The 21,877-nt window shown below is 67.6% G+C and carries 21 protein-coding genes and 2 tRNA genes; 2 read left to right on the forward strand and 21 right to left on the reverse strand.

Annotated elements, in window-relative coordinates:
* Positions 1-94 precede the first annotated feature (94 nt).
* Positions 95-1,606, reverse strand: a complete 1,512-nt coding sequence (gene nusA, locus ACW5E8_RS06880) for a transcription termination factor NusA (RefSeq protein WP_456964722.1) — start codon at positions 1,604-1,606, stop codon at positions 95-97.
* An 8-nt stretch (positions 1,607-1,614) separates the two neighbouring features.
* Entirely contained in the window at positions 1,615-2,229 is a 615-nt protein-coding gene (rimP, locus tag ACW5E8_RS06885; RefSeq protein ID WP_456964723.1) for a ribosome maturation factor RimP, read from the reverse strand.
* Positions 2,230-2,590: 361 nt separating this feature from the next.
* Between rimP and ACW5E8_RS06890 the strand changes: the two genes are divergently transcribed.
* Together ACW5E8_RS06890 and ACW5E8_RS06895 are read left to right on the forward strand one after the other, a co-directional pair.
* On the forward strand, positions 2,591-3,154 hold the full coding sequence (locus ACW5E8_RS06890) for a DUF1190 domain-containing protein (protein WP_456964724.1): 564 nt from the start codon (positions 2,591-2,593) through the stop codon (positions 3,152-3,154).
* On the forward strand, positions 3,154-4,338 hold the full coding sequence (locus tag ACW5E8_RS06895) for a glutathionylspermidine synthase family protein (RefSeq protein ID WP_456964725.1): 1,185 nt from the start codon (positions 3,154-3,156) through the stop codon (positions 4,336-4,338). Before ACW5E8_RS06890 ends, ACW5E8_RS06895 begins: the two co-directional genes overlap by 1 nt.
* Before the next feature lie 48 nt (positions 4,339-4,386).
* Here the strand turns inward: ACW5E8_RS06895 and ACW5E8_RS06900 are convergent.
* From ACW5E8_RS06900 to ACW5E8_RS06990, 19 genes are all read right to left on the reverse strand, one after another.
* Positions 4,387-4,463, reverse strand: a tRNA-Met gene (locus tag ACW5E8_RS06900).
* Between the two features lie 80 nt (positions 4,464-4,543).
* Complete coding sequence (gene nuoN / locus ACW5E8_RS06905; protein WP_456964726.1) at positions 4,544-6,007, reverse strand: NADH-quinone oxidoreductase subunit NuoN; 1,464 nt, start codon at positions 6,005-6,007, stop codon at positions 4,544-4,546.
* Between the two features lie 13 nt (positions 6,008-6,020).
* On the reverse strand, positions 6,021-7,535 hold the full coding sequence (locus tag ACW5E8_RS06910; RefSeq protein ID WP_456964727.1) for an NADH-quinone oxidoreductase subunit M: 1,515 nt from the start codon (positions 7,533-7,535) through the stop codon (positions 6,021-6,023).
* A gap of 13 nt (positions 7,536-7,548) precedes the next feature.
* A complete protein-coding gene (gene nuoL / locus ACW5E8_RS06915) occupies positions 7,549-9,615 on the reverse strand; it encodes an NADH-quinone oxidoreductase subunit L (protein WP_456964728.1) in 2,067 nt (688 codons plus the stop codon).
* 13 nt (positions 9,616-9,628) lie between these two features.
* Positions 9,629-9,952, reverse strand: coding sequence for an NADH-quinone oxidoreductase subunit NuoK (gene nuoK / locus ACW5E8_RS06920; RefSeq protein WP_456964729.1), 324 nt, complete (start codon positions 9,950-9,952; stop codon positions 9,629-9,631).
* The gene (locus ACW5E8_RS06925; protein WP_456964730.1) at positions 9,952-10,605 is read right to left on the reverse strand and encodes an NADH-quinone oxidoreductase subunit J; all 654 of its coding nucleotides are present in this window, start codon (positions 10,603-10,605) and stop codon (positions 9,952-9,954) included. Before ACW5E8_RS06925 ends, nuoK begins: the two co-directional genes overlap by 1 nt.
* 3 nt (positions 10,606-10,608) lie before the next feature.
* On the reverse strand, positions 10,609-11,097 hold the full coding sequence (gene nuoI / locus ACW5E8_RS06930) for an NADH-quinone oxidoreductase subunit NuoI (protein WP_456964731.1): 489 nt from the start codon (positions 11,095-11,097) through the stop codon (positions 10,609-10,611).
* Positions 11,097-12,206, reverse strand: a complete 1,110-nt coding sequence (gene nuoH, locus ACW5E8_RS06935) for an NADH-quinone oxidoreductase subunit NuoH (protein WP_456964732.1) — start codon at positions 12,204-12,206, stop codon at positions 11,097-11,099. Before nuoH ends, nuoI begins: the two co-directional genes overlap by 1 nt.
* A complete protein-coding gene (nuoG, locus tag ACW5E8_RS06940) occupies positions 12,203-14,449 on the reverse strand; it encodes an NADH-quinone oxidoreductase subunit NuoG (protein ID WP_456964733.1) in 2,247 nt (748 codons plus the stop codon). Before nuoG ends, nuoH begins: the two co-directional genes overlap by 4 nt.
* Positions 14,446-15,792: an NADH-quinone oxidoreductase subunit NuoF gene (nuoF, locus tag ACW5E8_RS06945; protein ID WP_456964734.1), complete on the reverse strand. Its 1,347-nt coding sequence runs from the start codon at positions 15,790-15,792 to the stop codon at positions 14,446-14,448. Before nuoF ends, nuoG begins: the two co-directional genes overlap by 4 nt.
* Positions 15,793-15,806: 14 nt before the next feature.
* Positions 15,807-16,334, reverse strand: a complete 528-nt coding sequence (gene nuoE, locus ACW5E8_RS06950; RefSeq protein WP_456964735.1) for an NADH-quinone oxidoreductase subunit NuoE — start codon at positions 16,332-16,334, stop codon at positions 15,807-15,809.
* A complete protein-coding gene (locus ACW5E8_RS06955; protein WP_456964736.1) occupies positions 16,331-17,635 on the reverse strand; it encodes an NADH-quinone oxidoreductase subunit D in 1,305 nt (434 codons plus the stop codon). The genes nuoE and ACW5E8_RS06955 overlap by 4 nt, the downstream gene beginning before the upstream one ends.
* A complete protein-coding gene (locus tag ACW5E8_RS06960) occupies positions 17,632-18,420 on the reverse strand; it encodes an NADH-quinone oxidoreductase subunit C (protein WP_456964737.1) in 789 nt (262 codons plus the stop codon). Before ACW5E8_RS06960 ends, ACW5E8_RS06955 begins: the two co-directional genes overlap by 4 nt.
* A complete protein-coding gene (locus tag ACW5E8_RS06965) occupies positions 18,413-19,000 on the reverse strand; it encodes a NuoB/complex I 20 kDa subunit family protein (protein WP_456964738.1) in 588 nt (195 codons plus the stop codon). The genes ACW5E8_RS06960 and ACW5E8_RS06965 overlap by 8 nt, the downstream gene beginning before the upstream one ends.
* Positions 18,991-19,347 (reverse strand): NADH-quinone oxidoreductase subunit A, encoded by a 357-nt coding sequence (locus ACW5E8_RS06970; protein ID WP_456964739.1) that lies wholly within the window; start codon positions 19,345-19,347, stop codon positions 18,991-18,993. Before ACW5E8_RS06970 ends, ACW5E8_RS06965 begins: the two co-directional genes overlap by 10 nt.
* Positions 19,348-19,434: 87 nt before the next feature.
* Positions 19,435-19,519: transfer RNA gene (locus ACW5E8_RS06975), tRNA-Leu, on the reverse strand.
* 54 nt (positions 19,520-19,573) lie between these two features.
* Positions 19,574-20,026, reverse strand: coding sequence for a preprotein translocase subunit SecG (gene secG / locus ACW5E8_RS06980; protein ID WP_456964740.1), 453 nt, complete (start codon positions 20,024-20,026; stop codon positions 19,574-19,576).
* Between the two features lie 27 nt (positions 20,027-20,053).
* On the reverse strand, positions 20,054-20,806 hold the full coding sequence (gene tpiA, locus ACW5E8_RS06985) for a triose-phosphate isomerase (RefSeq protein WP_456964741.1): 753 nt from the start codon (positions 20,804-20,806) through the stop codon (positions 20,054-20,056).
* 96 nt (positions 20,807-20,902) lie between these two features.
* A complete protein-coding gene (locus ACW5E8_RS06990; RefSeq protein WP_456964742.1) occupies positions 20,903-21,856 on the reverse strand; it encodes an isopenicillin N synthase family dioxygenase in 954 nt (317 codons plus the stop codon).
* Positions 21,857-21,877: the final 21 nt, after the last annotated feature.

A 21,877-nucleotide genomic window follows, 5' to 3' on the forward strand; every position in this document is an offset into this window, starting at 1 on the left:
GATTCCGGTTCCTTTGGCGTCGGCACTTGCCGCGCTGTGGATGGATCAATTCTGGGTGCTTGCCATGCTCGGGGGCCGTGATGGCCCCGGCCTGTCAGCCTTCGCTTTCCAGGCGCGCGATCTCGCCCGCGCGCGCGGCCAGCACCAGCGCGGCGGCGCGCTCCTGGTCGAGACCCTCGATGCCGAATTCAAGCACCTCGTCGACGGCCAGGTCGGACAGGTCCTCGGCGGTGCATATACCGTGCGTGGCAAGCGCGAACGCGATTTCGTCGTCCATGCCTTCGAGCGCGACGAGGTCGTCGGCGGGCACGTTGTCGCCGAGCTCCTCCTCGACCGCCAGCGCATCGTTGAGCAGGGCGTCGCGGGCGCGGGCGCGCAGTTCCTCGACGATGTCCTCGTCGAAGCCCTCCACCGCCAGCAGCTCGCCGACCGGCACGTAGGCGATTTCCTCGACCGTGCTGAAGCCTTCGGCCACCAGGATGCCGGCGATTTCCTCGTCGACCTCGAGCTTCTCCTGGAACAGCGCGCGCGCCGTGGCCTGCTCGGCCTCCGACTTCGCGGCGACCTGGTCCTGGGTCATCACGTTGAGCTGCCAGCCCGACAGGCGGCTGGCGAGGCGGACGTTCTGCCCGCCCTTGCCGATCGCCTGCGCCAAGCGGTCTTCGGCCACCGCGAGGTCCATCGAGTGCTTGTCCTCGTCGACGACGATCGACTGCACTTCGGCCGGCGCCATGGCGTTGATCACGAACTGCGCCGGGTTGTCCGACCACAGCACGATGTCGACGCGCTCGCCGTTGAGTTCGTTCGAGACCGCCTGCACGCGCGAACCGCGCATGCCGATGCAGGCGCCGATCGGATCGGTGCGGGTGTCGTAGGCGACCACGGCGATCTTGGCGCGGTCGCCCGGGTCACGGGCACAGGCCTTGATTTCCACCAGGCCCTGGCCGACTTCCGGCACTTCGAGCTTGAACAGCTCCATCATGAATTCAGGCGCAGCGCGGCTGATGAACAGCTGCGGGCCGCGCGGCTCGGTGCGCACGTCGTACAGGTAGCCGCGGATGCGGTCGCCGGCGCGAACGACGTCGCGCGGGATGGCCTTGTCCTTGGGGATGAAGGCTTCGGCGTTGCCGCCGAGGTCGACGAACACGTTGCCGCGTTCGACGCGCTTGACCACGCCGGTGACCAGCTCGCCCACGCGATCCTTCCAGGCATCCACGACCTGCTGGCGCTCGGCCTCGCGCACGCGCTGGACGATCACCTGCTTCGCCGCCTGGGCCGCGATGCGGCCGAAGTCGACGTTCTCGATCTGCTCCTCGATGTAGTCGCCGATCTCGACGCCCTCGGCCTCGTCGACCGCGTCCATCATGCGGATCTGGCGGTCGGGCGACTCCATCACCACGTCGTCGGCCACGACCTCCCAGCGGCGGAAGGTGTCGTAGGTGCCATCGGTGGGGTCGATCACCACGCGCGTCAGCACGTCCTGCTCGAGGTAGCGCTTCTTGGCCGCGGTGGCCAGGGCCGCCTCGAGGGCTTCGAGGATCACCGACTCCGGCACGCCCTTTTCATTGGCGACCGCATCGACGACCAGCAACAGTTCCTTGCTCATCTTCTCTATCACTCCGCACGGGACGGCTTCGACGCCGCCGGCTTGTTGTTGGTGTTTTTTTGCTTGCTGTCCGGCTTGGCCTTGGCCTTGCCCGGGCGCGCGTCGCGCCCGGAGGCGTCCTTCGCGGGCCCGTAGCCGAGGGCGACCCAGTCGGGCACCAGTCGCGCCTTGTCGATGTTGTCGGCGGACACCGCGAACGGCTTTGCGTCGACTTCGAAGGTGATCGTTTCGCCCTCGACCGCGCTGATCCGGCCCTGCAGCCGGCGACGGCCGTCCTGCGGCAGCTTCAGGGTCACCTTGGCCTGCTCGCCAAGGAAGCGCTGGAAGTGGGCCGGGGTGAACAGCAAGCGGTCGACGCCGGGTGACGACACCTCGAGGGTGTAATTGCCGGTGATCGGGTCCTCGACGTCGAGCTGGGCCGAGACCTCGCGGCTTACCGCCTCGCAGTCCTCGATGCCCACGCCCTGCGCTTCGTCCGCCGCATCCGCGCCCGGACGATCGATGTACAGGCGCAGCAGCGCGCCGCCGGGCGATGGCAGGTATTCGACGCCGAGCAGCTCCAGCCCCAGCGACGCCACCGTCGGAGACAGAAGCCCAGCGATGTCGGTCGACTTGTCGGCCACGTTGCGTCCTCCTGTCTTGTCCAAATTGCCGGCCGTGCCGGGGGCGAAAAACGAAAAAGGGCCCGAGGGCCCCTTGTCCGATACTGCTGGATCCGGTGCCGGCGCGCCTCGATGCGCACCGCGCGAGCCCGACTCCCGCAACCGAAAAAAGCCTCCTTGGAGGCTTTCCGTCGACCGCGAAAAGCTTGCGGCGGGGCCGGACCTGGCGCCGGGAGGCGACAACGGTGGTCCTGCATGTTCCGCCGAGCCGCTGGAGTATAGGCGCGGGCCCGTCTTCCCGCAAGCCGGCGCGGCGACTGACGCGGCGTGCGGGCGCCATCGGTTAACCTTGGCGGTCCCACGCCAGTTGGTGCAACACTGCATGAAACGCTCCCGCAAGACCGCCCTCGTCCTCATGGGCTCCGCGCCCCTGCTGCTGGTCGCCTGCGCGCAGCAGCCCGAGGTGCAGACCTCGGAAGGCCTGTTCACCTCGGTCGAGGCCTGCGCCACCGAAACCATGGATCCGTCGATGTGCCGCCAGGCCTTCGAACACGCCCAGGCGCAGGCCGATGCGGTCGCACCGCGCTACACCTCCGTGGCTGAGTGCGAGGCCGAGTTCGGCGAGGGCCAGTGCGCCACGCGCCAGCAGGCTGGCGGCAGCTTCGTGGGCCCGCTGATGGCCGGCTTCGTGCTCTCGCAGATGATGAGCGGCCGCTCCGGCGCGATGGCACCCGCACCCGGCGCCGGCCCTGCGGCAGCCACGGCCGGGGCCACGCGCGCGGCTTCACCCGCGTTCCTTTCCAACCAGTCGGGTTGGCTGCGACCGCAGGCCGGCCCTGGCGGCGCCACGGCTCTGGCCCGCACCAGCCTGCAGCCCGACCGCGCGCCGACCGTGCGTCGCGGCGGCTTCGGCCGCGCGGGCGCCGGCCGCAGCGCCGGCGGCTGATGCGCCGCATCGCGATCGAGGCGCGCCCGGACTGGCGCCGTCGCGCCGAGGATTGCGGCTTCGCCTTCCATACCATCGACGGCGCGCCCTACTGGGACGAGACCGCCTACTACGCCTTCGACCTTCGCCAGGTCGAAGACGACATCGAGACGCCGACCGCCGAGCTGCATGCGATGGCGATGGAGCTGGCCGGCGAAGCCGCCGGCAGCCAGGAGCTGATGGAGCGCCTGGCGATCCCGGATGCGGCGCGCGACCAGGTCGCCGAAAGCTGGCGCCGCCGCGACCCGCACCTCTACGGCCGCATCGACCTGGCCTACGACGGCCGCGGCCCCGCGAAGCTCTACGAGTTCAACTACGACACACCGACCTCGCTGTTCGAGGCCGCCTTCTTCCAGTGGGACTGGCTGGAGCGCCAGCGCGAGGCCGGCGTGCTGCCGCCCGGCGCCGACCAGTTCAACGCCATCCACGAGGCGCTGGTTGCGCGCTTCGTCGAAATCGGCGGGCGGATGACGCAGCCGCTGTACTTCGCCGCCGCGCACGACAGCCCCGAAGACCAGGGCACCGTCGACTACCTGCGCGACTGCGCGGCGCAGGCGGGCATCGAGGCAGGGGCGCTGTCGATCGAGGACATCGGCCTGTCAGCCGACGGCCGCTTCACCGCCGCCGACGACGTGGTGATCGCCAGTCTGTTCAAGCTCTATCCGCTCGAGGACCTGTTCGCCGACGAGTTCGCACAGGCCCTGCCCGGCTCTGGCATGCAGCTGCTCGAGCCGCCGTGGAAGCTGCTGCTCAGCAACAAGGGCGCCCTGCCGCTGCTGTGGGAACGGCATCCCGGGCACCCCAACCTGCTGCCCGCGGAATTCGACGATGGCAGCGCATTGCCGCCGGGCTGGGTGCGCAAGCCGCTGTTCTCGCGCGAGGGCGCGAACATCGAGATGCACTTCGCCGACGGCCAGCGCCTGCATCAGCCGGGCCCTTACGCAGGTCCCGCGATCCGCCAGGCACTGCACGCCCTGCCCGCGCTCGATGGCGCCTGGCCGCTGATCGGCAGCTGGGTCGTGGGCGACATGGCCTGCGGCATGGGCATCCGCGAGGACGACTCGCCGATCACCCGCGACAGCGCGCGCTTCGTGCCGCACGCGATCATCGGCGACGGGCGCCGCTCGATGGTGATCGAAGTCTGAAAAGGCAAACGGCGCGTCCTGTTGAAGGAACGCGCCGCTGCTGTGTAGTGGTAGCGGGGGTAGGATTTGAACCTACGACCTTCGGGTTATGAGCCCGACGAGCTGCCAGACTGCTCCACCCCGCACCAGGCCGACGATTATGACGTAACGTCGGGTTTCGTGCAAGCCTGATACGGCATCGCCGCATCAGGACCTGCGTCAATCATCAGGCGAACGCCGCCTGGCACCAGGCCATCAACGGGTTCCACGCGATGCCGAGCACCAGCAGGGCAAGCGCGTTGACCGCGAACAGCGTGCGCAGTGGTCCGTTGTCGCTGACTTCGATCGCCCTGCCCTCCGGCTCGTCGAAGTACATCACCTTGATCACGCGCAGGTAGTAGAACGCGCCAACCACCGCGAACACGATGCCGACGATGGCCAGCCACATCATGTCGCCGCCGATCGCCGCGCGCAGCACCACCATCTTCGCCCAGAAGCCGAGGAAAGGCGGTACGCCGGCCATGGACGCCATGATCACCAGCACCATCGCCGCCATCCACGGGCTGCGTGCGTTGAGGCCCTTGAAGTCCTCGATGCGGTCGGCCTCGAAGCCGCGCTTGGCCAGCAGCACGATGGCGCCGAAGCCCGCGGTCGCCATGATCGCGTAGCTGATCGCGTAGAACATGGCCGCGGCGTAGCCTTCCGGACCGCCACCGGCAAGGCCGAGCAGCAGGAAGCCCACGTGCGACACCGTGGAATAGGCGAGCATGCGCTTGAGGTTGGTCTGCGCGATCGCGAACACGTTGCCGACCGCCAGCGACAGCGCGGCCAGCAGCGCCACCATCACCTGCCACTGGTCCTGCAGCGGGCCGACGCCGGACTCCAGCAGGCGGTAGGCCATGCCGAACACCGCCAGCTTGGGCGCGGAACCGATGAACAGCGTCATCGGCGTCGGGGCACCGTGGTAGGCGTCGGGCAGCCACATGTGGAACGGCGCGGCGCCGAACTTGAAGCACACGCCCACGACCAGGAACACCGTGCCGGTCAGCAGCAGCGTGCGCGTGCCGCCGTCGACGGTGGCCGCCGCGGTGCTGATCGTGGCGAGGTCGAGGCTGCCGGTGGCGCCGTAGACCAGCGACATACCGAACAGCAGCAGGCCCGAGGCCAGCGAGCCGAGCACGAAGTACTTCATCGCCGCCTCGGAGCCGATCGGATTGTCGCGGTCGATGGCGACCAGCGCGTACTGGCAGAGCGCCAGCAGCTCGAGGCCGACGTAGATCGTGGCCATGTTCGGCGCCGACACCAGCAGCATCATGCCGACGGTGGCGAACAGCATCAGCACCGGCAACTCGCCCTTGTACAGGTCGCGCTCGCGCATGAACGGCCAGGCATAGCCCAGCGATACCGCGGTCAGCACCAGGATGCCCACCTTGAGGACGTCGGCCGCGGTGTCGCGGACGAACATGTCGGCCAGCACCATGCCGTGCCCGCCCACGCCGAGCACGATCATCAGCGCGGCGCCGAGCAGCACCGCCACGGCCAGGCCGTGCGTGACCACGCGGCGGCGCTCGCCGATGAACAGGTCGAGCATCAGCAGCGCGAACGCGCCGATCACCACCACGAGCTCGGGCGCCAGCGGCGCGATGTCGGCCAGCGTCCGGACGGGAAGGTTCAATTCACCAGGCATCATCGCGTCACGTTCCTCAAAGCTTGCTGTTGGCGAGCATGCCCGCCAGCTGCGCGATGGACGGCTCCATCAGGTCGGTCAGGGGCCGCGGCCAGAGGCCGATGAGCAGCACGCCTGCAGCGAACACGCCCAGCACCAGGGCCTCGCGGCCATTGATGTCCTTCATCGCGGCGACGTGGGCGTTGCCGACCTCGCCGTACATCACGCGCTTGACCAGCCACAGCGTGTAGCCCGCGCCCAGGATGAGCGTCAGGGCGGCGACGAAGGCGATCAGCGGGTGGTGCTGGAACGAGGCCACGATGACCATGAACTCGCCCACGAAGCCCGAGGTGCCCGGCAGGCCGGAGTTCGCGAAGGCGAACAGCACGTAGAACGCGGCGAACCACGGCATCACGTTCGCCACGCCGCCGTAGTCGCGGATCATGCGCGTGTGCATGCGGTCGTAGAGCACGCCGACGCAGGTGAACATGGCGCCGGCGATGAAGCCGTGCGACACCATCTGCACCATCGCGCCCTGCAGGCCGAGGCGCGCGGCCTCCGGGTTGCCGGTGTCGCGGACCAGGGCGAAGGCGATGAAGATGCCCAGGGTCACGAAGCCCATGTGCGAGACCGACGAATACGCGATCAGCTTCTTCATGTCCTGCTGGACCAGCGCCACGAGTCCGACGTAGACCACTGCGATCAGCGACAGCGCGATCAGCAGCCAGGCCCATTCGTGCCCGGCGTCGGGCGTGATCGGCAGGCTGAAGCGCAGGAAGCCATAGCCGCCGATCTTCAGCATGATCGCCGCCAGGATCACCGAGCCGCCGGTGGGCGCCTCGACGTGGGCGTCGGGCAACCAGGTGTGCACCGGGAACATCGGCACCTTGACCGCGAACGCGATCAGGAAGGCGAAGAACAGCCACATCTGCTCGGTGGCCGTGAGCGGAAGCGCGTACAGGTCGGGCAGCTGCCAGCTGCCGGCCTTCAGGTACAGGTACACCAGGCCGACCAGCATGAACACCGAGCCGAGGAAGGTGTACAGGAAGAACTTCACCGACGCGTACACGCGCCGCGGACCGCCCCAGACGCCGATGATGATGAACATCGGGATCAGCATGCCCTCGAAGAACACGTAGAACAGCATCGCGTCCACGGCCGAGAACACGCCGATCATCAAGCCCTCGAGGACCAGCATCGCGGCGAAGTACTGGTTCACGCGCTTGTCGATCACCGCCCAGGCGCCGATCAGCACCAGCACCGTGACCAGGGTGGTGAGCAGGATCAGCGCGACCGAGATCCCGTCCGCGCCCAGGTGGTACTGGATGTCGTAAGCGGGAATCCACTCCCGGGCCTCGACGAACTGCATCGTGGCCACGGCGCCCGAAGCGTTGTAACCGGTGAACAGGGGAATGCTGATCGCAAGCGTCGCCAGGGCGATCGCCAGCGCGAGCCAGCGCGCTGCGCCCGCGCGGTTGCCGAGCGCGAGCACCATCGCGCCACCGAAGATCGGCAGCCAGATGAGGATGCTGAGGAGGGGCCAATTCGACACGTATCGTCTTCCGTCAGGTCCAGTAGTGGATGAGCACGGCCAGGAGCACGATCAGGCCGACGATCATCGCGAATGCATAGTCGTACAGGCGTCCGGTCTGCAGGCGTCGCACGACGCGCGCCACCAGGCCGATGAAGCCGGCGCTGCCGTTGACCACCACGCCGTCGATCAGCTTGCTGTCGATCGCGTTGGAGGCCTTGCCCAGCTGCAGGCTGCCGCCCGCGAGGCCACCGATCCAGAAATCGTCGGCCCAGTACTTGTTTTCCAGCACCTTGACCGGCAGCGCGAACACGCTGCGGGCCTTGGTCGCGAGCTCAGGACGCCACCAGTACATGACGGTCGCGAGCACGAAGCCGGCCAGCGTCAGCCAGAACGCCGGGGTCAGGAAGCCGTGCAGGGCGAACGCCATCGGTCCGTGCCACAGCTCGGACGCTACGCGCGCCAGGGTGTCGTTCTCCGGCAGCAGGTCGATGGCGCCGGTGAAGAACGGCATCACCTGTTCGCTGCCGCTCCAGCTGGTGCCGAACAGCATCGGACCGGCGGTGAAGAAGCCGATCGCGATCGAGGGGATCGCCAGCAGCACCAGCGGCAGGGTCACCACCCAGGGCGACTCCTTGGGCTCGTGCACGCCGTGGTGGCCGTCATGCGCATGGTCGTCATGGCCATGGTCGCCGTGCGTCTCCTCACGGAAGCGCTCACGTCCGAAGAAGGTCATGTACAGCAGGCGGAAGCTGTAGAACGAGGTCACGAAGGCACCGAGCAGGACCGCCCAGTAACCGTAGGTGCCGACCCAGCCCATGCCTTCGGCCCCGAACTTCGCGGCCTCGATGATGGTGTCCTTGGAGTAGAAGCCGCTGAAGAACGGCGTCGCCACCAGGGCCAGGGTGCCGATCACCATGGTGATGAAGGTGATGGGCATGTACTTGCGCAGGCCGCCCATGCGGCGCATGTCCTGCTCGTGGTGCATGGCGATGATCACCGAGCCCGCGCCGAGGAACAGCAGCGCCTTGAAGAAGGCGTGCGTCATCAGGTGGAACACGGCCGCGGAGTACGCCGACACGCCCAGCGCCACGGTCATGTAACCCAGCTGCGACAGCGTGGAATACGCGACCACGCGCTTGATGTCGTTCTGCACGATGCCGATCAGGCCGGTGAAGAAGGCCGTGGTGGCGCCGATGAAGAGGATGAACTGCAGCGCGGTCTGGCTGAGTTCGAACAGCGGCGACATGCGCGCCACCATGAAGATGCCCGCGGTGACCATGGTCGCGGCATGGATCAGGGCCGAGATCGGGGTCGGGCCCTCCATCGAGTCCGGCAGCCACACGTGCAGCGGCACCTGTGCCGACTTGCCCATGGCGCCGACGAACAGGCAGATGCAGATCACGGTCGCGACCGACCAGGCATAGCCGGGGATGATCTCGACCACCTGGCCGCCGCCGATCGTCGGCCCGGCATTGGCGAAGACGGTGGCGTAGTCGAGCGTGCCGAACCAGTACGCGACGCCGGCAATGCCCAGCAGCATGCCAAAGTCACCGACGCGGTTGACCAGGAAGGCCTTGAGGTTCGCGAACACCGCGGTCGGGCGCTTGAACCAGAAGCCGATCAGCAGGTACGACACCACGCCCACCGCTTCCCAGCCGAAGAACAGCTGCAGGAAGTTGTTGGCCATCACCAGCGTCAGCATGGAGAAGGTGAACAGGCTGATGTAGCTGAAGAAGCGCTGGTAGCCCGGGTCGTCGGCCATGTAGCCGATGGTGTAGATGTGGACCAGCAGCGACACGAAGGTCACCACCACCATCATCATCGCCGTCAGCCGATCGACCATGAAGCCGATGTGGATCTCGTAGCCGGCGACCTGGAACCAGGTGTAGAGGTTTTCGTTGAACGGCGCCGCGCCCTGCCCCATCAGCTGCCAGAGCACGTAGCACGACAGCGCGCAGCTGACGGCCACGCCCAGGATCGTGGCCGACTGGGCACCGACGCGGCCGACCTGGCGACCGAACAGACCCGCGATGATCGCGCCAAGGAGCGGCGCGAGCACGATCGCGATCAGCACCGCCTTCGAGATGACAATTTCCATGCCAGGCATTCCGTCAGCCCTTCAGCGTGTCGATTTCGGCGACGTTGATCGTGCGCCGGTTGCGGAACAGGGTGACCAGGATCGCGAGGCCGATCGCGGCCTCGGCCGCGGCCACGGTAAGGATGAAGAACACGAAGACCTGACCGGCGGCGTCGCCGAATTCGCGCGAGAACGCGACGAAGTTGATGTTCACCGAGAGCAGCATCAGCTCGATGCACATCAGCAGGATGATCACGTTCTTGCGGTTGAGGAAGATGCCCGCGACGCTGATGCAGAACAGCGCGGAAGCCAGCGCAAGGTAGTGCCCGAGTGCCAGGCCCTGTCCGAGGAACTCCATTACTTCTCCTCCCCGTCGGTGGCGGCATCGGCGGCCGGCGCGTCGTCGGCGACGTGCACGGAGCTGGGCATGTCGACCATCCGCAGGCGGTCGCCGGCGCGGGTACGCACCTGCTCGCCCGGGACCTGGTGCTTGGTGCCCTCGCGGCGGCGCAGCGTCAGCGTGACCGCGGCGATCACGGCCACGGTCAGGATCACGGCCGCGACCTCGAAGGGCAGCAGGAAGTCGGTGAACAGCCGGCGCGCGATCCACACCGTGTTCGGCACGCCCTCGGCCTCGAAGGCGTTGGCCGCGAACGGCGTCTCGACGAAGGCCATGATGCCGATCAGCGACAGCAGCTCGAGCAGCATCACCACCGCCACCACCAGGCCGGCCGGCAGGTAGCGGACGTAGCCCTCGTTCAGAGGGTCGAGGTCGATGTCGAGCATCATCACAACGAACAGGAACAGCACCATCACCGCGCCGACGTAGACCAGGACCAGGGCGACGCCCAGGAACTCGGCGCCGGCGATGATCCAGGTACAGGCCACGGTGAAGAAGGTCAGCACCAGGAACAGCGCCGAGTGCACCGGGTTGCGGGCGCCGATCACGCCGATCGCCGCGGCGACCGCGACCCCTGCGAATGCGAAGAATGCGAGCTGTACGAAGTCCATGGCTTACCTGTATGCGGCGTCGGCGGCGCGGCGCTCGGCGATCTCCGCCTCGAGGCGGTCACCGATTGCGAGCAGCTGCGGCTTGGTGACGATGTTCTCGCCGCGATTCTCGAAGTGGTACTCGTGGATGTGGGTCTCGACGATCGAGTCCACCGGGCATGACTCCTCGCAGAAGCCGCAGAAGATGCACTTGAACAGGTCGATCTCGTAGCGCGTGGTGCGCCGCGTGTTGTCCTCGCGCTGCTCGGAATCGATGGTGATCGCCAGCGCCGGGCACACCGCCTCGCAGAGCTTGCACGCGATGCAGCGCTCTTCGCCGTTCGGATAGCGGCGCAGCGCATGCAGCCCGCGGAAGCGCGGAGACTGCGGGATCTTCTCCATCGGGTACATCATCGTGTACTTCGGGCGCCACAAGTATCTGAAGGTCAGCGCCAGGCCGCGGAACATCTCGATCAGCAGCAGGCTGCGCGCCCGGGAAATGAACTTGTCCATCACGCACCTGCCTCGAACACGCCGAAGTACGCCATCAACGCCGTCACCGCGATCCACGCGATCGACAGCGGGATGAACACCTTCCAGCCAAGCCGCATGATCTGGTCGTAGCGGTAGCGCGGGAACGACGCGCGGAACCAGATGAAGCAGCTGGCGAAGAAGAAGGCCTTCAGGAACAGCCACCACCAGCCATCGCCCAGCAGCACCGAGAGCACCGGGATGTCCGGGATCCAGGCCACCGGGACCGGCGACAGCCAGCCACCCATGAAGAAGGTCGCGGTGAGGAAGCTCACCAGCAGCATGTTGGCGTACTCGGCCAGGAAGAACAGCGCGAACACCGCGCCCGAGTACTCGACCATGTGGCCGGCCACGATCTCGCTCTCGCCTTCGACCACGTCGAAGGGCGCGCGGTTGGTCTCGGCCACGCCCGACACGAAGTAGACGATGAACAGCGGCAGCAGCGGCAACCAGAACCACTCGAGGAAGCCGGCGTTGCCGGACTGCGCCATCACGATCTCGCTGAGGTTGAGGCTGCCGGCGGCGACCATCACGCCCACCAGGGCGAAGCCCATCGCAATCTCGTAGCTCACCACCTGCGCCGCGGAGCGCATCGCGCCCAGGAACGCGTACTTCGAGTTCGATGCCCAGCCGGCCAGGATCACGCCGTACACGCCGATCGACACCATCGCCAGCAGGTACAGCAGGCCGGCATTGGCGTTGGACAGCACCAGTTGCGTGTCGAAGGGCACCACCGCCCAGGCGGCGAATGCAGGCGCCAGGGTGATCAGCGGCGCGAGGATGTACAGCACCTTGTGCGCGGCGCTGGGCCGGATGACTTCCTTGAACAGCAGCTTGAAGACGTCGGCAAAGGCCTGGAGGATGCCGAAGCCGACGTACATCGGGCCGTGGCGCACGTGCATCCAGGCCAGGAGCTTGCGCTCCCAGACCACGTAGAAGGCCACCGTGATGATCACGGGCATGGTGATCGACAGGATCAGCAGCACGAGCCAGATCACGGTGCCCATGGCGCCGAGCGAATCGAGCCAGGCGCGGAAGGGTTCGAGCCAGCCGAGCAGCACGGTGGCGGTGTTGGTCGTCGTCGTGCTCATGCGGCCTCCACCCGCACCGTGCCGGCGCCGAGCGCCGCCGTGGCGCCGTAGCCGGATTCGATCAGCGCCGCGCCGCGGGCCACGCCCGTGCTCGTCGCCACCTGCAGGGTCGCGGTGCCGGTTCCGTTGGCCACGCGCGCCATGGCGCCCTCGCGCAGGCCCGCCGCCGATGCGTCATCGGGGTTGAGGGTGATGCGCGCCCCCACGGTCAGCGGATGCGCCTGCAGCGCCGCGGCGCGGCGGGTCACGCCGTCGACACGGTAGATCGCCTGCGATACCGCCAACTCCAGGCCCTCGCCCGCCGCTGCCGGGGCCGCGCCGCGCGCGACCTCGACCTGGCGCGGCGACACCAGCGCAAGCGCGCCGGCGAAGTCGGTGAAGTCGAAGCCCGGCACACCCAGCAGGCCGCCGAGCGCGCGCAGCGCCTTCCAACCCTGGCGCGCCTCGCCCGGCAGCTTGCCGCCGGCCACGGTGCGCTGGTCGCGACCGTCGAGGTTGGTCAGTGTCGCGTCGAGTTCGGGCAGCAGTCCGATCGGCAGGATCACATCGGCCACGCGGCGCGTGGACTGGCAGGCGAAGTGGCTGAAGGCCACCACTTGCGCGCCGCCCAGGGCCTGCATCGCCTTCGCCTGGTCGGCGAAGTCCAGCCCCGGCTCGATGCCGTAGATCACATAGCCGCCGCGCGGCTGGGCCAGCATGGCGCCGGCATCGCGCGAGGTCGGCAGCACGCCGTGGCGCGCGAGCCCGACCGCGTTCGCACCCTGCGGCACGCGGCACAGCGCGGCATTGTTGCTGCGCGCGAAATCGCCGGCGGCAGCACGGATGGCCGCGGCGTGGATCCCGCACTCGGCCACCGCGCCCACGATCACCACGGCACGCAAGGAACCCGCAAGCGCCTGCCCGAGTTCGGACGACGCCAGTGCAGCAGCGATCCGCGACGGCGCCACGATGGACTTGTGGGTGATGTCGAAGGTGAAGTCGAAGTCAACCGGGTTGACCACGTGCACCTTGGCCCCGGCCCGCCAGGCCTTGCGCACGCGCTGGTTGACCAGCGGCAGCTCGGTGCGCAGGTTGCTGCCGACGATGACGATGGCGTCGGCCTGCTCGATGGCGTCCACCGGCATGCCGAAGACGTCGGCGACGGCGCCGTCGGACAGGTCGTGCTGGGCGATGCGGTGGTCGAGGTTGCCCGTGCCCAGGCCCTCGGCCAGGCGTGCGACCAGCGCGCCCTCCTCGTTCGAGGTTGACGGGTGCACCAGGATGCCGAGGTCGTCGGCGGCGTTGTCGCGCAGGATCTGCGCGGCACGCGCAAGCGCCTCGTCCCAGGTCGCTTCGCGCCAGTCGGCTTCGTCACCGTTGTTCGCCACGCGCAGCAACGGACGCGTCGCGCGGTCGTCGGCGTACAGGCCCTGGTGCGAATAGCGGTCGCGGTCGGACAGCCAGCACTCGTTGACCGCTTCGTTGTCGCGCGGAACGGTGCGCATCACTTCGCCGCGGCGGGAATGCAGGAACAGGTTGCTGCCAAGCGCGTCGTGGTAGCCCAGCGACTCCTTGGCGATCAGCTCCCAGGGGCGTGCGCGGAAGCGGAACACCTTGTTGGTCAGCGCGCCCACCGGGCAGACGTCGATCACGTTGCCCGAAAGCTCGGTGGTCAGCGGCTTGCCGTCGTAGGTGCCGATCTGCAGGCTCTCGCCGCGCTGCATGCCGCCCAGTTCGTAAGTGCCGGCGATTTCCGCGGTGACGCGGACGCAGCGCGTGCAGTGGATGCAGCGCGTCATTTCGGTCGCGACCAGCGGACCCAGGTCCTCGTCGGCCACGGAACGCTTGCGTTCGACGAAGCGCGAGACCGAACGGCCGTAGCCCAGCGACAGGTCCTGCAGCTCGCACTCGCCGCCCTGGTCGCAGACCGGGCAGTCGAGCGGGTGGTTGATCAGCAGGAACTCCATCACGTTGCGCTGCGACTTCAGCGCCTTGTCGCTGCGCGTGGACACGCGCATGCCATCCATCACCGGCGTGGCGCAAGCCGGCGCAGGCTTGCCCATCTTCTCCACCTCGACCAGGCACATGCGGCAGTTGGCCGCGATCGCGAGCTTGTCGTGGTAGCAGAAGCGCGGGATCGGGATGCCGGCCTTGTCGGCGGCCTGGATGATCATCGAGCCCCTGGGCGCGGCCATCTCGACGCCGTCGATGAAGACGGTGACGTGGTCGGGCGGCAGGTTCGGGTTCACCGGCTGCGCGCTCATGCCGCCACCTCCGCGTTGGCGTCGACGATCGAGCGGCCGTGCTCGATGAAATGTTCGAATTCGTGCCAGAAGTGGCGCAGGAAGCCCTGCACCGGCCAGGCCGCGGCCTCGCCGAAGGCGCAGATGGTGTGGCCCTCGATCTGGCCCGCGGATGCGCGCAGCATCTCGACGTCGGCCATCGTCGCCTTGCCTTCCACTATGCGGCTCACCATGCGGTACATCCAGCCCGTGCCTTCGCGGCAGGGCGTGCACTGGCCGCATGATTCCTGCCAGTAGAAGCGCGAGATGCGCTGGCAGGCGCGCACCATGCAGGTGCTGTCGTCCATCACGATCACCGCGCCCGAACCCAGGCCCGAACCCGCCTTCTGCAGGGCGTCGTAGTCCATGGTCAGGCCCATCATCGTCTCGCCCGGCAGCACCGGCATCGACGAACCTCCGGGGATCACGCCCTTGAGCGTGCGTCCCGGACGCAAGCCACCGGCCATCTCCAGCAGTTCGGAGAACGGCGTGCCGAGGCGGATCTCGTAGTTGCCCGGCTTCATCACGTGGCCGGAGACCGAGAAGATCTTGCAGCCGCCGTTGTTGGGCTTGCCCAGGCCGGCGAACCACTCGGGGCCGTTGCGGATGATGGCCGGCACCGAGGCGTAGGTCTCGGTGTTGTTGATCGTGGTCGGCTTGCCGTACAGGCCGAAGTTGGCCGGGAACGGCGGCTTGTAGCGCGGCTGCCCCTTCTTGCCTTCGAGCGACTCCATCAGCGCGGTTTCTTCGCCGCAGATGTAGGCGCCGGCACCCAGCGCGTTGTGGATGTCGATGTCCACGCCGCTGCCGAGGATGTCTCGGCCCAGCCAGCCGTGCGCATAGGCTTCCGCCAGCGCCTCTTCAAGATGTTCGAAGGGCTCGTGGTGGAACTCGCCGCGCAGGTAGTTGTAGGCGACCGTGGACCCGGTGGCGTAGCAGGCGATCGCCATGCCCTCGATCACCGAATGCGGGTTGTAGCGCAGGATGTCGCGGTCCTTGCAGGTGCCGGGCTCCGACTCGTCGGAGTTGCAGAGGATGTATTTCTGCACGTCGCCCTTGGGCATGAAGCTCCACTTCAGGCCGGTCGGGAAGCCAGCGCCACCGCGGCCGCGAAGGCCGGACTGCTTGACCATCTCGACGACGTCGGCCGGCGGCATCTTTTCGGCCAGCACCTTGCGCAGCGCCTGGTAGCCACCGGTCTTGAGGTAGTTCTCGTACGACCACGGCTTGTCGAAGTGCAGCGTGGTGTACACGGCCTGGTGCTCCTTGGGCGCCGGGCCGACGGGGCCGTAGCCTTCGGAGACGTGGGAGTTGTGATGCGCCATGCCTGCGTCCAGCCTCACTTCAGTCCGTCGAGCAGCTCGTCGACCTTCGTCGCGTCGAGCTTCTCGTGGTAATGGCCGTTGATCACGACCACCGGGGCGCCGCAGCACGCGGCCACGCATTCTTCCTCGCGCTTGAGGTAGACGCGGCCATCGGCCGTGGTCTCGCCAAGCTTGCAGCCGAGCTTCTTCTCGGCGTGCGCGACCAGGTCTTCGGCGCCATTGAGCCAGCAGCTGATGTTGGTGCAGAAGGCGACGTTGTGGCGGCCGACTTCCCGTGTCTCGAACATCGAATAGAAGGTCGCGACCTCGTAGGCCCATACCGGCGGGATGCCGAGGTACTTCGCAACGCCGGCGATCAGCTCGTCGGTCAGGAAGCCGCCGTTCTGCTGCTGGGTCGCGAACAGGCCCTGGATCACGGCCGAGCGCTTGCGGTCGGGCGGGAACTTGGCCACCCAATGGTCGATGTGCGCGCGCGTCTCATCGCTGAGCACGACCATCGGGTCGACGTTGCGCGCGTTCTCGAAGTTGCCGGTCGCTTTCATCGGTCCACTTCTCCGAAGACGAGGTCATAGGTGCCGACCATCGCCACGACGTCGGACAGCATGTGCCCCTTCACCACCGCGTCCATCGACGACAGGTGCGCGAAGCCGGGCGCGCGCAGGTGCACGCGGAAGGGCTTGTTGGCGCCATCGCTGACCAGGTAGCAGCCGAACTCGCCCTTGGGCGCCTCGACGGCCTGGTAGGTCTGGCCCTCGGGCACGCAATAGCCTTCGGAGAACAGCTTGAAGTGGTGGATCAGGGCTTCCATGTCGTCCTTCATTTCCTCGCGGGAAGGAGGGGCGACCTTGAAATTGTCGACCATCACCGGGCCGGGGTTGGCACGCAGCCACGCCACGCACTGGGCGATGATCCGGTTGGATTCGCGCATCTCGGCCACGCGGACCAGGTAACGGTCGTAGCAGTCGCCGTTGGTGCCCACCGGGATCTGGAAATCGACCTGGTCGTACTTCGCGTAGGGCTGCTTCTTGCGCAGGTCCCACTCGATGCCCGAGCCACGCAGCATCACGCCGGTCATGCCCCAGGCCATGGCCTGCTCCGGCGGGATCACGCCGATGCCGACGGTGCGCTGCTTCCAGATGCGGTTGTCGGTCAGCAGCACTTCGTATTCGTCGATGCGCGCCGGGAAGTCCTTCGTGAAGGCTTCCAGGAAGTCGAGCATCGAGCCTTCGCGCCACTCGTTGAAGCGCTTGAGCTTGGTGCCCTTGCGCCACGGCGACTCGCGGTACTTCGGCATGTGGTCCGGAAGGTCGCGGTAGACGCCACCCGGACGGTAGTACGCCGCGTGCATCCGCGCGCCGCTGACCGCCTCGTAGACGTCCATCAGCTCTTCGCGCTCGCGGAACGAATACAGCATCACCGCCATCGCGCCGAGGTCGAGCGCGTTGGAGCCGATCCACATCAGGTGGTTCAGCACGCGGGTGATCTCGTCGAACATCGTGCGGATCCACTGCGCACGCTCCGGCGCCTGGATGCCCAGCAGGGTCTCGATGGCCAGCACATAGGCGTGCTCGTTGCACATCATCGACACGTAGTCGAGGCGATCCATGTAGCCGATCGACTGGTTGAACGGCTTGGACTCGGCCAGCTTCTCGGTGCCGCGATGCAGCAGGCCCACGTGCGGGTCCACGCGCTGCACGACTTCGCCGTCCATTTCCAGGATCAGGCGCAGCACGCCGTGCGCGGCCGGATGCTGCGGGCCGAAGTTCAGCGTGTAGTTGCGGATTTCCTGGCGCGCTTCGGCCGGGCTGCTGGCCAGCAGCTCGCTGGGCGGGTGGATGCTCACTTCGTGTCTCCTGCAACACCGTAACCGCGCACCGGGCCGACCTTGAGGTCCTGCGACTCGCCGGCACTCGTCTCGTAGCGGGCGTCGTCGCGGATCACGCGCGGGACCAGTACGCGCGGCTCGACCGAGGTGACGGGCTCGTACACCACGCGCTGCTTGTCCGCGTCGTAACGCACTTCGACGTTGCCGATCAGCGGGAAGTCCTTGCGGAACGGATGGCCGATGAAGCCGTAATCGGTGAGGAGGCGGCGCAGGTCGGGATGGCCCGGGAACATGATGCCGAACAGGTCGAAGGCTTCGCGTTCGAACCAGTTCACGCCTTCCCACACCTCGAACAGCGAGTCGACCACCGGCAGGGCGTCGTCCGGCGCATGGCAGGTCACGCGCAGACGGCGGTTGTTGGCGATCGACAGCAACTGCACCACCACCGAGAAGCGGTTCTCGGGCAGCGGGATCGCCCCCTCGCCGTCAGGCTGCGCGAGCTGCTGGCTCGGCGCTTCGCCGTAGCGGAAGCGACCGGGGCCCCTGCCCTCCACGCCGCGGCTGAAGCCTTCGGAGGAGACGTCGGTGTCCCACTCGTCGGTGCCATAGCCCAGGTGGTCGACGCCGCAGAGGTCGATCAGGATCTCGAAGCCGAACTCGTCGCGCAGCGTGCGGCAGCCTTCGCGCCACTCGGACGCGAGCAGCACCATGCCGACTTCGCCGCGCGGCAGCGCGACATCGACAAGGGCCGTCGGGAAGCGGGCGCGAAGGCGCGCGGCGAACGCGGTGGCGGACTCAGACATTGCGCTGGCCCACCTTGTCCTCGCCGAAGTTGCTCGACCTGCGGATCTTGCGCTGCAGCTGCAGGATGCCGTGCACCAGGGCCTCGGCCGTGGGCGGGCAGCCCGGCACGTAGATGTCGACCGGAACCACGCGATCGCAGCCACGCACCACCGCATACGAATAGTGGTAATAGCCGCCGCCATTGGCGCAGCTGCCCATGGAGATGACCCACTTGGGGTTGGGCATCTGGTCGTAGACCTTGCGCAGCGCCGGGGCCATCTTGTTGACCAGGGTGCCGGCCACGATCATGACGTCCGACTGCCGCGGCGACGGGCGGAACACCACCCCGTAACGGTCGAGGTCCATGCGCGCCGCGCCGGCGTGCATCATCTCGACCGCGCAGCAGGCCAGGCCGAAGGTCACCGGCCACATCGAGCCGGTGCGCGCCCAGTTAAGCAGGATGTCCGAACTGGTGGTGACGAAGCCCTGCTCGAGGAGCGGGTTCTCGCCCTCCGGCCGCAGGATGTCGTCGACGCGTCCTTCGGACAGCGGGTTGCTCGCGGCATTCGCAAGGCTGCGGGCCGCCTGGATCACTCCCATTCGAGCGCTCCCTTCTTCCACACGTAGATGAAACCGATCAGCAGCATGCCGACGAAGATGCCCATCTCGATCAGGCCGAGCACGCCGAGCTCACGGAACACGGTGGCCCACGGCACGATGAAGATGATTTCCAGGTCGAAGACGATGAACTGGATGCAGATGAGGTAGTAGCGGATGTCGAACTGCATCCGCGAATCTTCGAACGGGGCGAAGCCGCATTCGTACGCCGTCAACTTCTCGGCATTGTAGAACTTCGGCCCAAGGGCATTGCCTATGACGACCAGGCTGATGCCGATTCCGGTTGCGACAAATAGGAACAGCAGGGTCGGCAGATATTCGGCCAGCACGGTGTTCTCTCGGCTACGGGCCGCTTGCGCCGCCCTTTGCTTGCTGGTGCCGGGCCCGGCCGTTGAACGACCGGGCCCGACGCGTAGTGGTGCCCAAGGGGGGACTCGAACCCCCACGACCTAAGCCGCTACCACCTCAAGGTAGTGCGTCTACCAATTCCGCCACCTGGGCAATGTTTCTGACTCTTTCCGTACCTGGGTACGGAGCGCGATATTGTAATCGCTATCACTCGTCCTGCGGAGCTTCCTGCCCCGTTTCCCCCTGTGCGGGGGGAGATGCCGCGGGCGGCAATTCCTCCGGCACGGAGGGGACGGTGGATTCCGGGACAGCGGGCACGGCGTCGGGCGCCGCGGGGACCGCCCCGGCCGGGGCCGGCGTCGCCGGCGCCATCGGGATCTCGGACATCACGCCAAGGTCGGCGGCGACGGGACCCGCCTGCCGCGCCATCTGCGTCGCCTGCCACGCCATGAACAGGGTCAGGGCGAAGAAGGTGATGGCCAGCCACTTGGTGGACTTGCTGAGGAAATTGGATGCGCCGCGCGCACCGAAGACGGTCGCCGATGCGCCACCGCCGAAACCGGAGCCAGCCTGGGCACCCGCGCCACGCTGCATCAGGATCAGCGCGATCAGCGAGATGGCGACCAGCACGAAGGCGATGTTGAGGATGAGCTGCAGCATTGGTTCCGTTCTCTGGTGCCCTGGAGGTCAGCGGGCCGCTGCGGCCACGATGGCCATGAAGTCCGCGGCCACCAGCGACGCTCCGCCGATCAGGCCTCCATCGACGTCGGGCTTGGCGAACAGCTCGGCGGCGTTGGCGGGCTTCACACTGCCGCCGTAGAGGATCGGCAGTGAATTTCCAATCTTAGCATCCATCGCGGCAACCTCGCTACGGATGAACGCATGGACTTCCTGGGCCTGCTCCGGGCTGGCGGTCAGTCCGGTGCCGATCGCCCAGACCGGCTCGTAGGCCACCACGGCCCCGGCGAAGCCCGCGGCGCCGGCCAGCTCGAGCACCGGGCGCAGCTGGGAGGCGATCACGGCCTCGGTCGAACCGCCCTCGCGGTCCTCCCGGGACTCGCCCACGCACAGGATCGGGCGCAGCCCGGCCGCGACCGCGGCCGCGAACTTGCGCGCGACCAGGTCGCTGTCCTCGCGGTGGTACTGGCGGCGCTCGGAGTGCCCGACCAGCGCGAAGCCCGCGCCGACATCGGCCAGCATCCGTGCCGACACTTCACCGGTGTAGGCACCTTCGGCATGCTCGCTGACGTCCTGGCCGCCGAAGCCGATGCCGCGATCGCCATAGGCCGCCACCAGGCTTCCCAGATGCGTGGCCGGAGGCAGCACCACCACCTCGACGCCCGCGACCGGCAGGCCCGCCGCCACGTCCGACAGCAGGCCATCGGCAAAGCCGCGGCTGCCATTGAGCTTCCAGTTGCCGGCGACGATGCGTGCGCGCATGGGATGACCTCGGACGTTGACGGGCCGCAGATTCTAGGCCTTCGTACACATTCCTGCATGGGGCACGCACGCAACGCGCGTGCCCGGCAGGCAGACTCAGGCGAGCTTGATCTCGCGCAGGCGCTCTTCCAGGTAGCCATGCGCCGTGATCGGCTCCGGATACCGGCTGGGATTGTCGGGCGTGATGCACGAGGGCAGCACGTCGATCAGGAAGTCGGGGTTCGGATGCAGGAAGAACGGCACCGAGTAGCGCGGCTGGCGCGCGAGTTCGCCCGGCGGGTTGACCACGCGGTGGATCGTCGACGGGTACACATGGTTCGTCAGGCGCTGCAGCATGTCGCCGATGTTGACCACGATGGTGTCGGCGTCGGCGGTGAACGGCACCCACTCGCCTTCATGCGAGCGGACTTCCAGGCCGGCGGCGCTGGCACCCACCAGCAGCGTGATCAGGTTGATGTCGCCGTGGGCGCCGGCGCGCACGTTGGGGATGTCGTCGGCGGTGATCGGCGGGTAGTGGATCGGCCGCAGGATCGAATTGCCGAAATCGGTCTTGTCGGCGAAATAGTCCTCGGGCAGCTCGATGTGCAGGGCCAGCGCGCGCAGCACCTGCGACCCCAGCGCGTCGAGCGCCTGGTACAGCGCATAGCCCTTCTCGCGGAACGCCGGGACCTCATCGGGCCAAAGGTTCTTCGGCATGACGTCGCGGTAGCCGGAATCGTCCGGGATCTCGCGACCGATGTGCCAGAACTCCTTCAGGTCGAAGTGCTTGGAATCCTTGGCCGTCTCGACACCGAAGGGCGTGTAGCCACGGGCGCCGCCGCCACCCGGCACGTGGTAACTCTTTTTGGTCTCTTCCGGCAGCGCGTAGAAGGCCTTGAAGGCCTCGTAGGCCTCGTCGATCAGGCCCTGCGGGATGCCGTGGTTGCGGATGCCGGCGAAGCCCCACTCGCGGTACGCGGCGCCCAGGTCATCGATAAAGGCCTGGCGGTCTTCCGGGCTGGCGGGCTGGATGAAACGGCGGATGTCGAGGGTCGGGATACGCGGGGCCATGGCTCACTCGGGGGCGACCGC

The sequence above is a fragment of the Luteimonas sp. A649 genome, assembly GCF_054072735.1.

Coding starts and splice junctions, on each gene's coding strand:
- nuoL (WP_456964728.1), bottom strand. CDS start 9,615: ATGGAAATTGTCATCTCGAAGGCGGTGCTGATCGCGATCGTGCTCGCG.
- ACW5E8_RS06960 (WP_456964737.1), bottom strand. CDS start 18,420: ATGTCTGAGTCCGCCACCGCGTTCGCCGCGCGCCTTCGCGCCCGCTTC.
- secG (WP_456964740.1), bottom strand. CDS start 20,026: ATGCTGCAGCTCATCCTCAACATCGCCTTCGTGCTGGTCGCCATCTCG.
- nusA (WP_456964722.1), bottom strand. CDS start 1,606: ATGAGCAAGGAACTGTTGCTGGTCGTCGATGCGGTCGCCAATGAAAAG.
- ACW5E8_RS06990 (WP_456964742.1), bottom strand. CDS start 21,856: ATGGCCCCGCGTATCCCGACCCTCGACATCCGCCGTTTCATCCAGCCC.
- ACW5E8_RS06895 (WP_456964725.1), top strand. CDS start 3,154: ATGCGCCGCATCGCGATCGAGGCGCGCCCGGACTGGCGCCGTCGCGCC.
- nuoG (WP_456964733.1), bottom strand. CDS start 14,449: ATGAGCGCGCAGCCGGTGAACCCGAACCTGCCGCCCGACCACGTCACC.
- nuoH (WP_456964732.1), bottom strand. CDS start 12,206: ATGAGCACGACGACGACCAACACCGCCACCGTGCTGCTCGGCTGGCTC.
- nuoN (WP_456964726.1), bottom strand. CDS start 6,007: ATGATGCCTGGTGAATTGAACCTTCCCGTCCGGACGCTGGCCGACATC.
- nuoK (WP_456964729.1), bottom strand. CDS start 9,952: ATGGAGTTCCTCGGACAGGGCCTGGCACTCGGGCACTACCTTGCGCTG.
- ACW5E8_RS06965 (WP_456964738.1), bottom strand. CDS start 19,000: ATGGGAGTGATCCAGGCGGCCCGCAGCCTTGCGAATGCCGCGAGCAAC.
- ACW5E8_RS06925 (WP_456964730.1), bottom strand. CDS start 10,605: ATGGACTTCGTACAGCTCGCATTCTTCGCATTCGCAGGGGTCGCGGTC.
- nuoE (WP_456964735.1), bottom strand. CDS start 16,334: ATGAAAGCGACCGGCAACTTCGAGAACGCGCGCAACGTCGACCCGATG.
- ACW5E8_RS06890 (WP_456964724.1), top strand. CDS start 2,591: ATGAAACGCTCCCGCAAGACCGCCCTCGTCCTCATGGGCTCCGCGCCC.
- nuoF (WP_456964734.1), bottom strand. CDS start 15,792: ATGGCGCATCACAACTCCCACGTCTCCGAAGGCTACGGCCCCGTCGGC.
- tpiA (WP_456964741.1), bottom strand. CDS start 20,806: ATGCGCGCACGCATCGTCGCCGGCAACTGGAAGCTCAATGGCAGCCGC.
- nuoI (WP_456964731.1), bottom strand. CDS start 11,097: ATGGACAAGTTCATTTCCCGGGCGCGCAGCCTGCTGCTGATCGAGATG.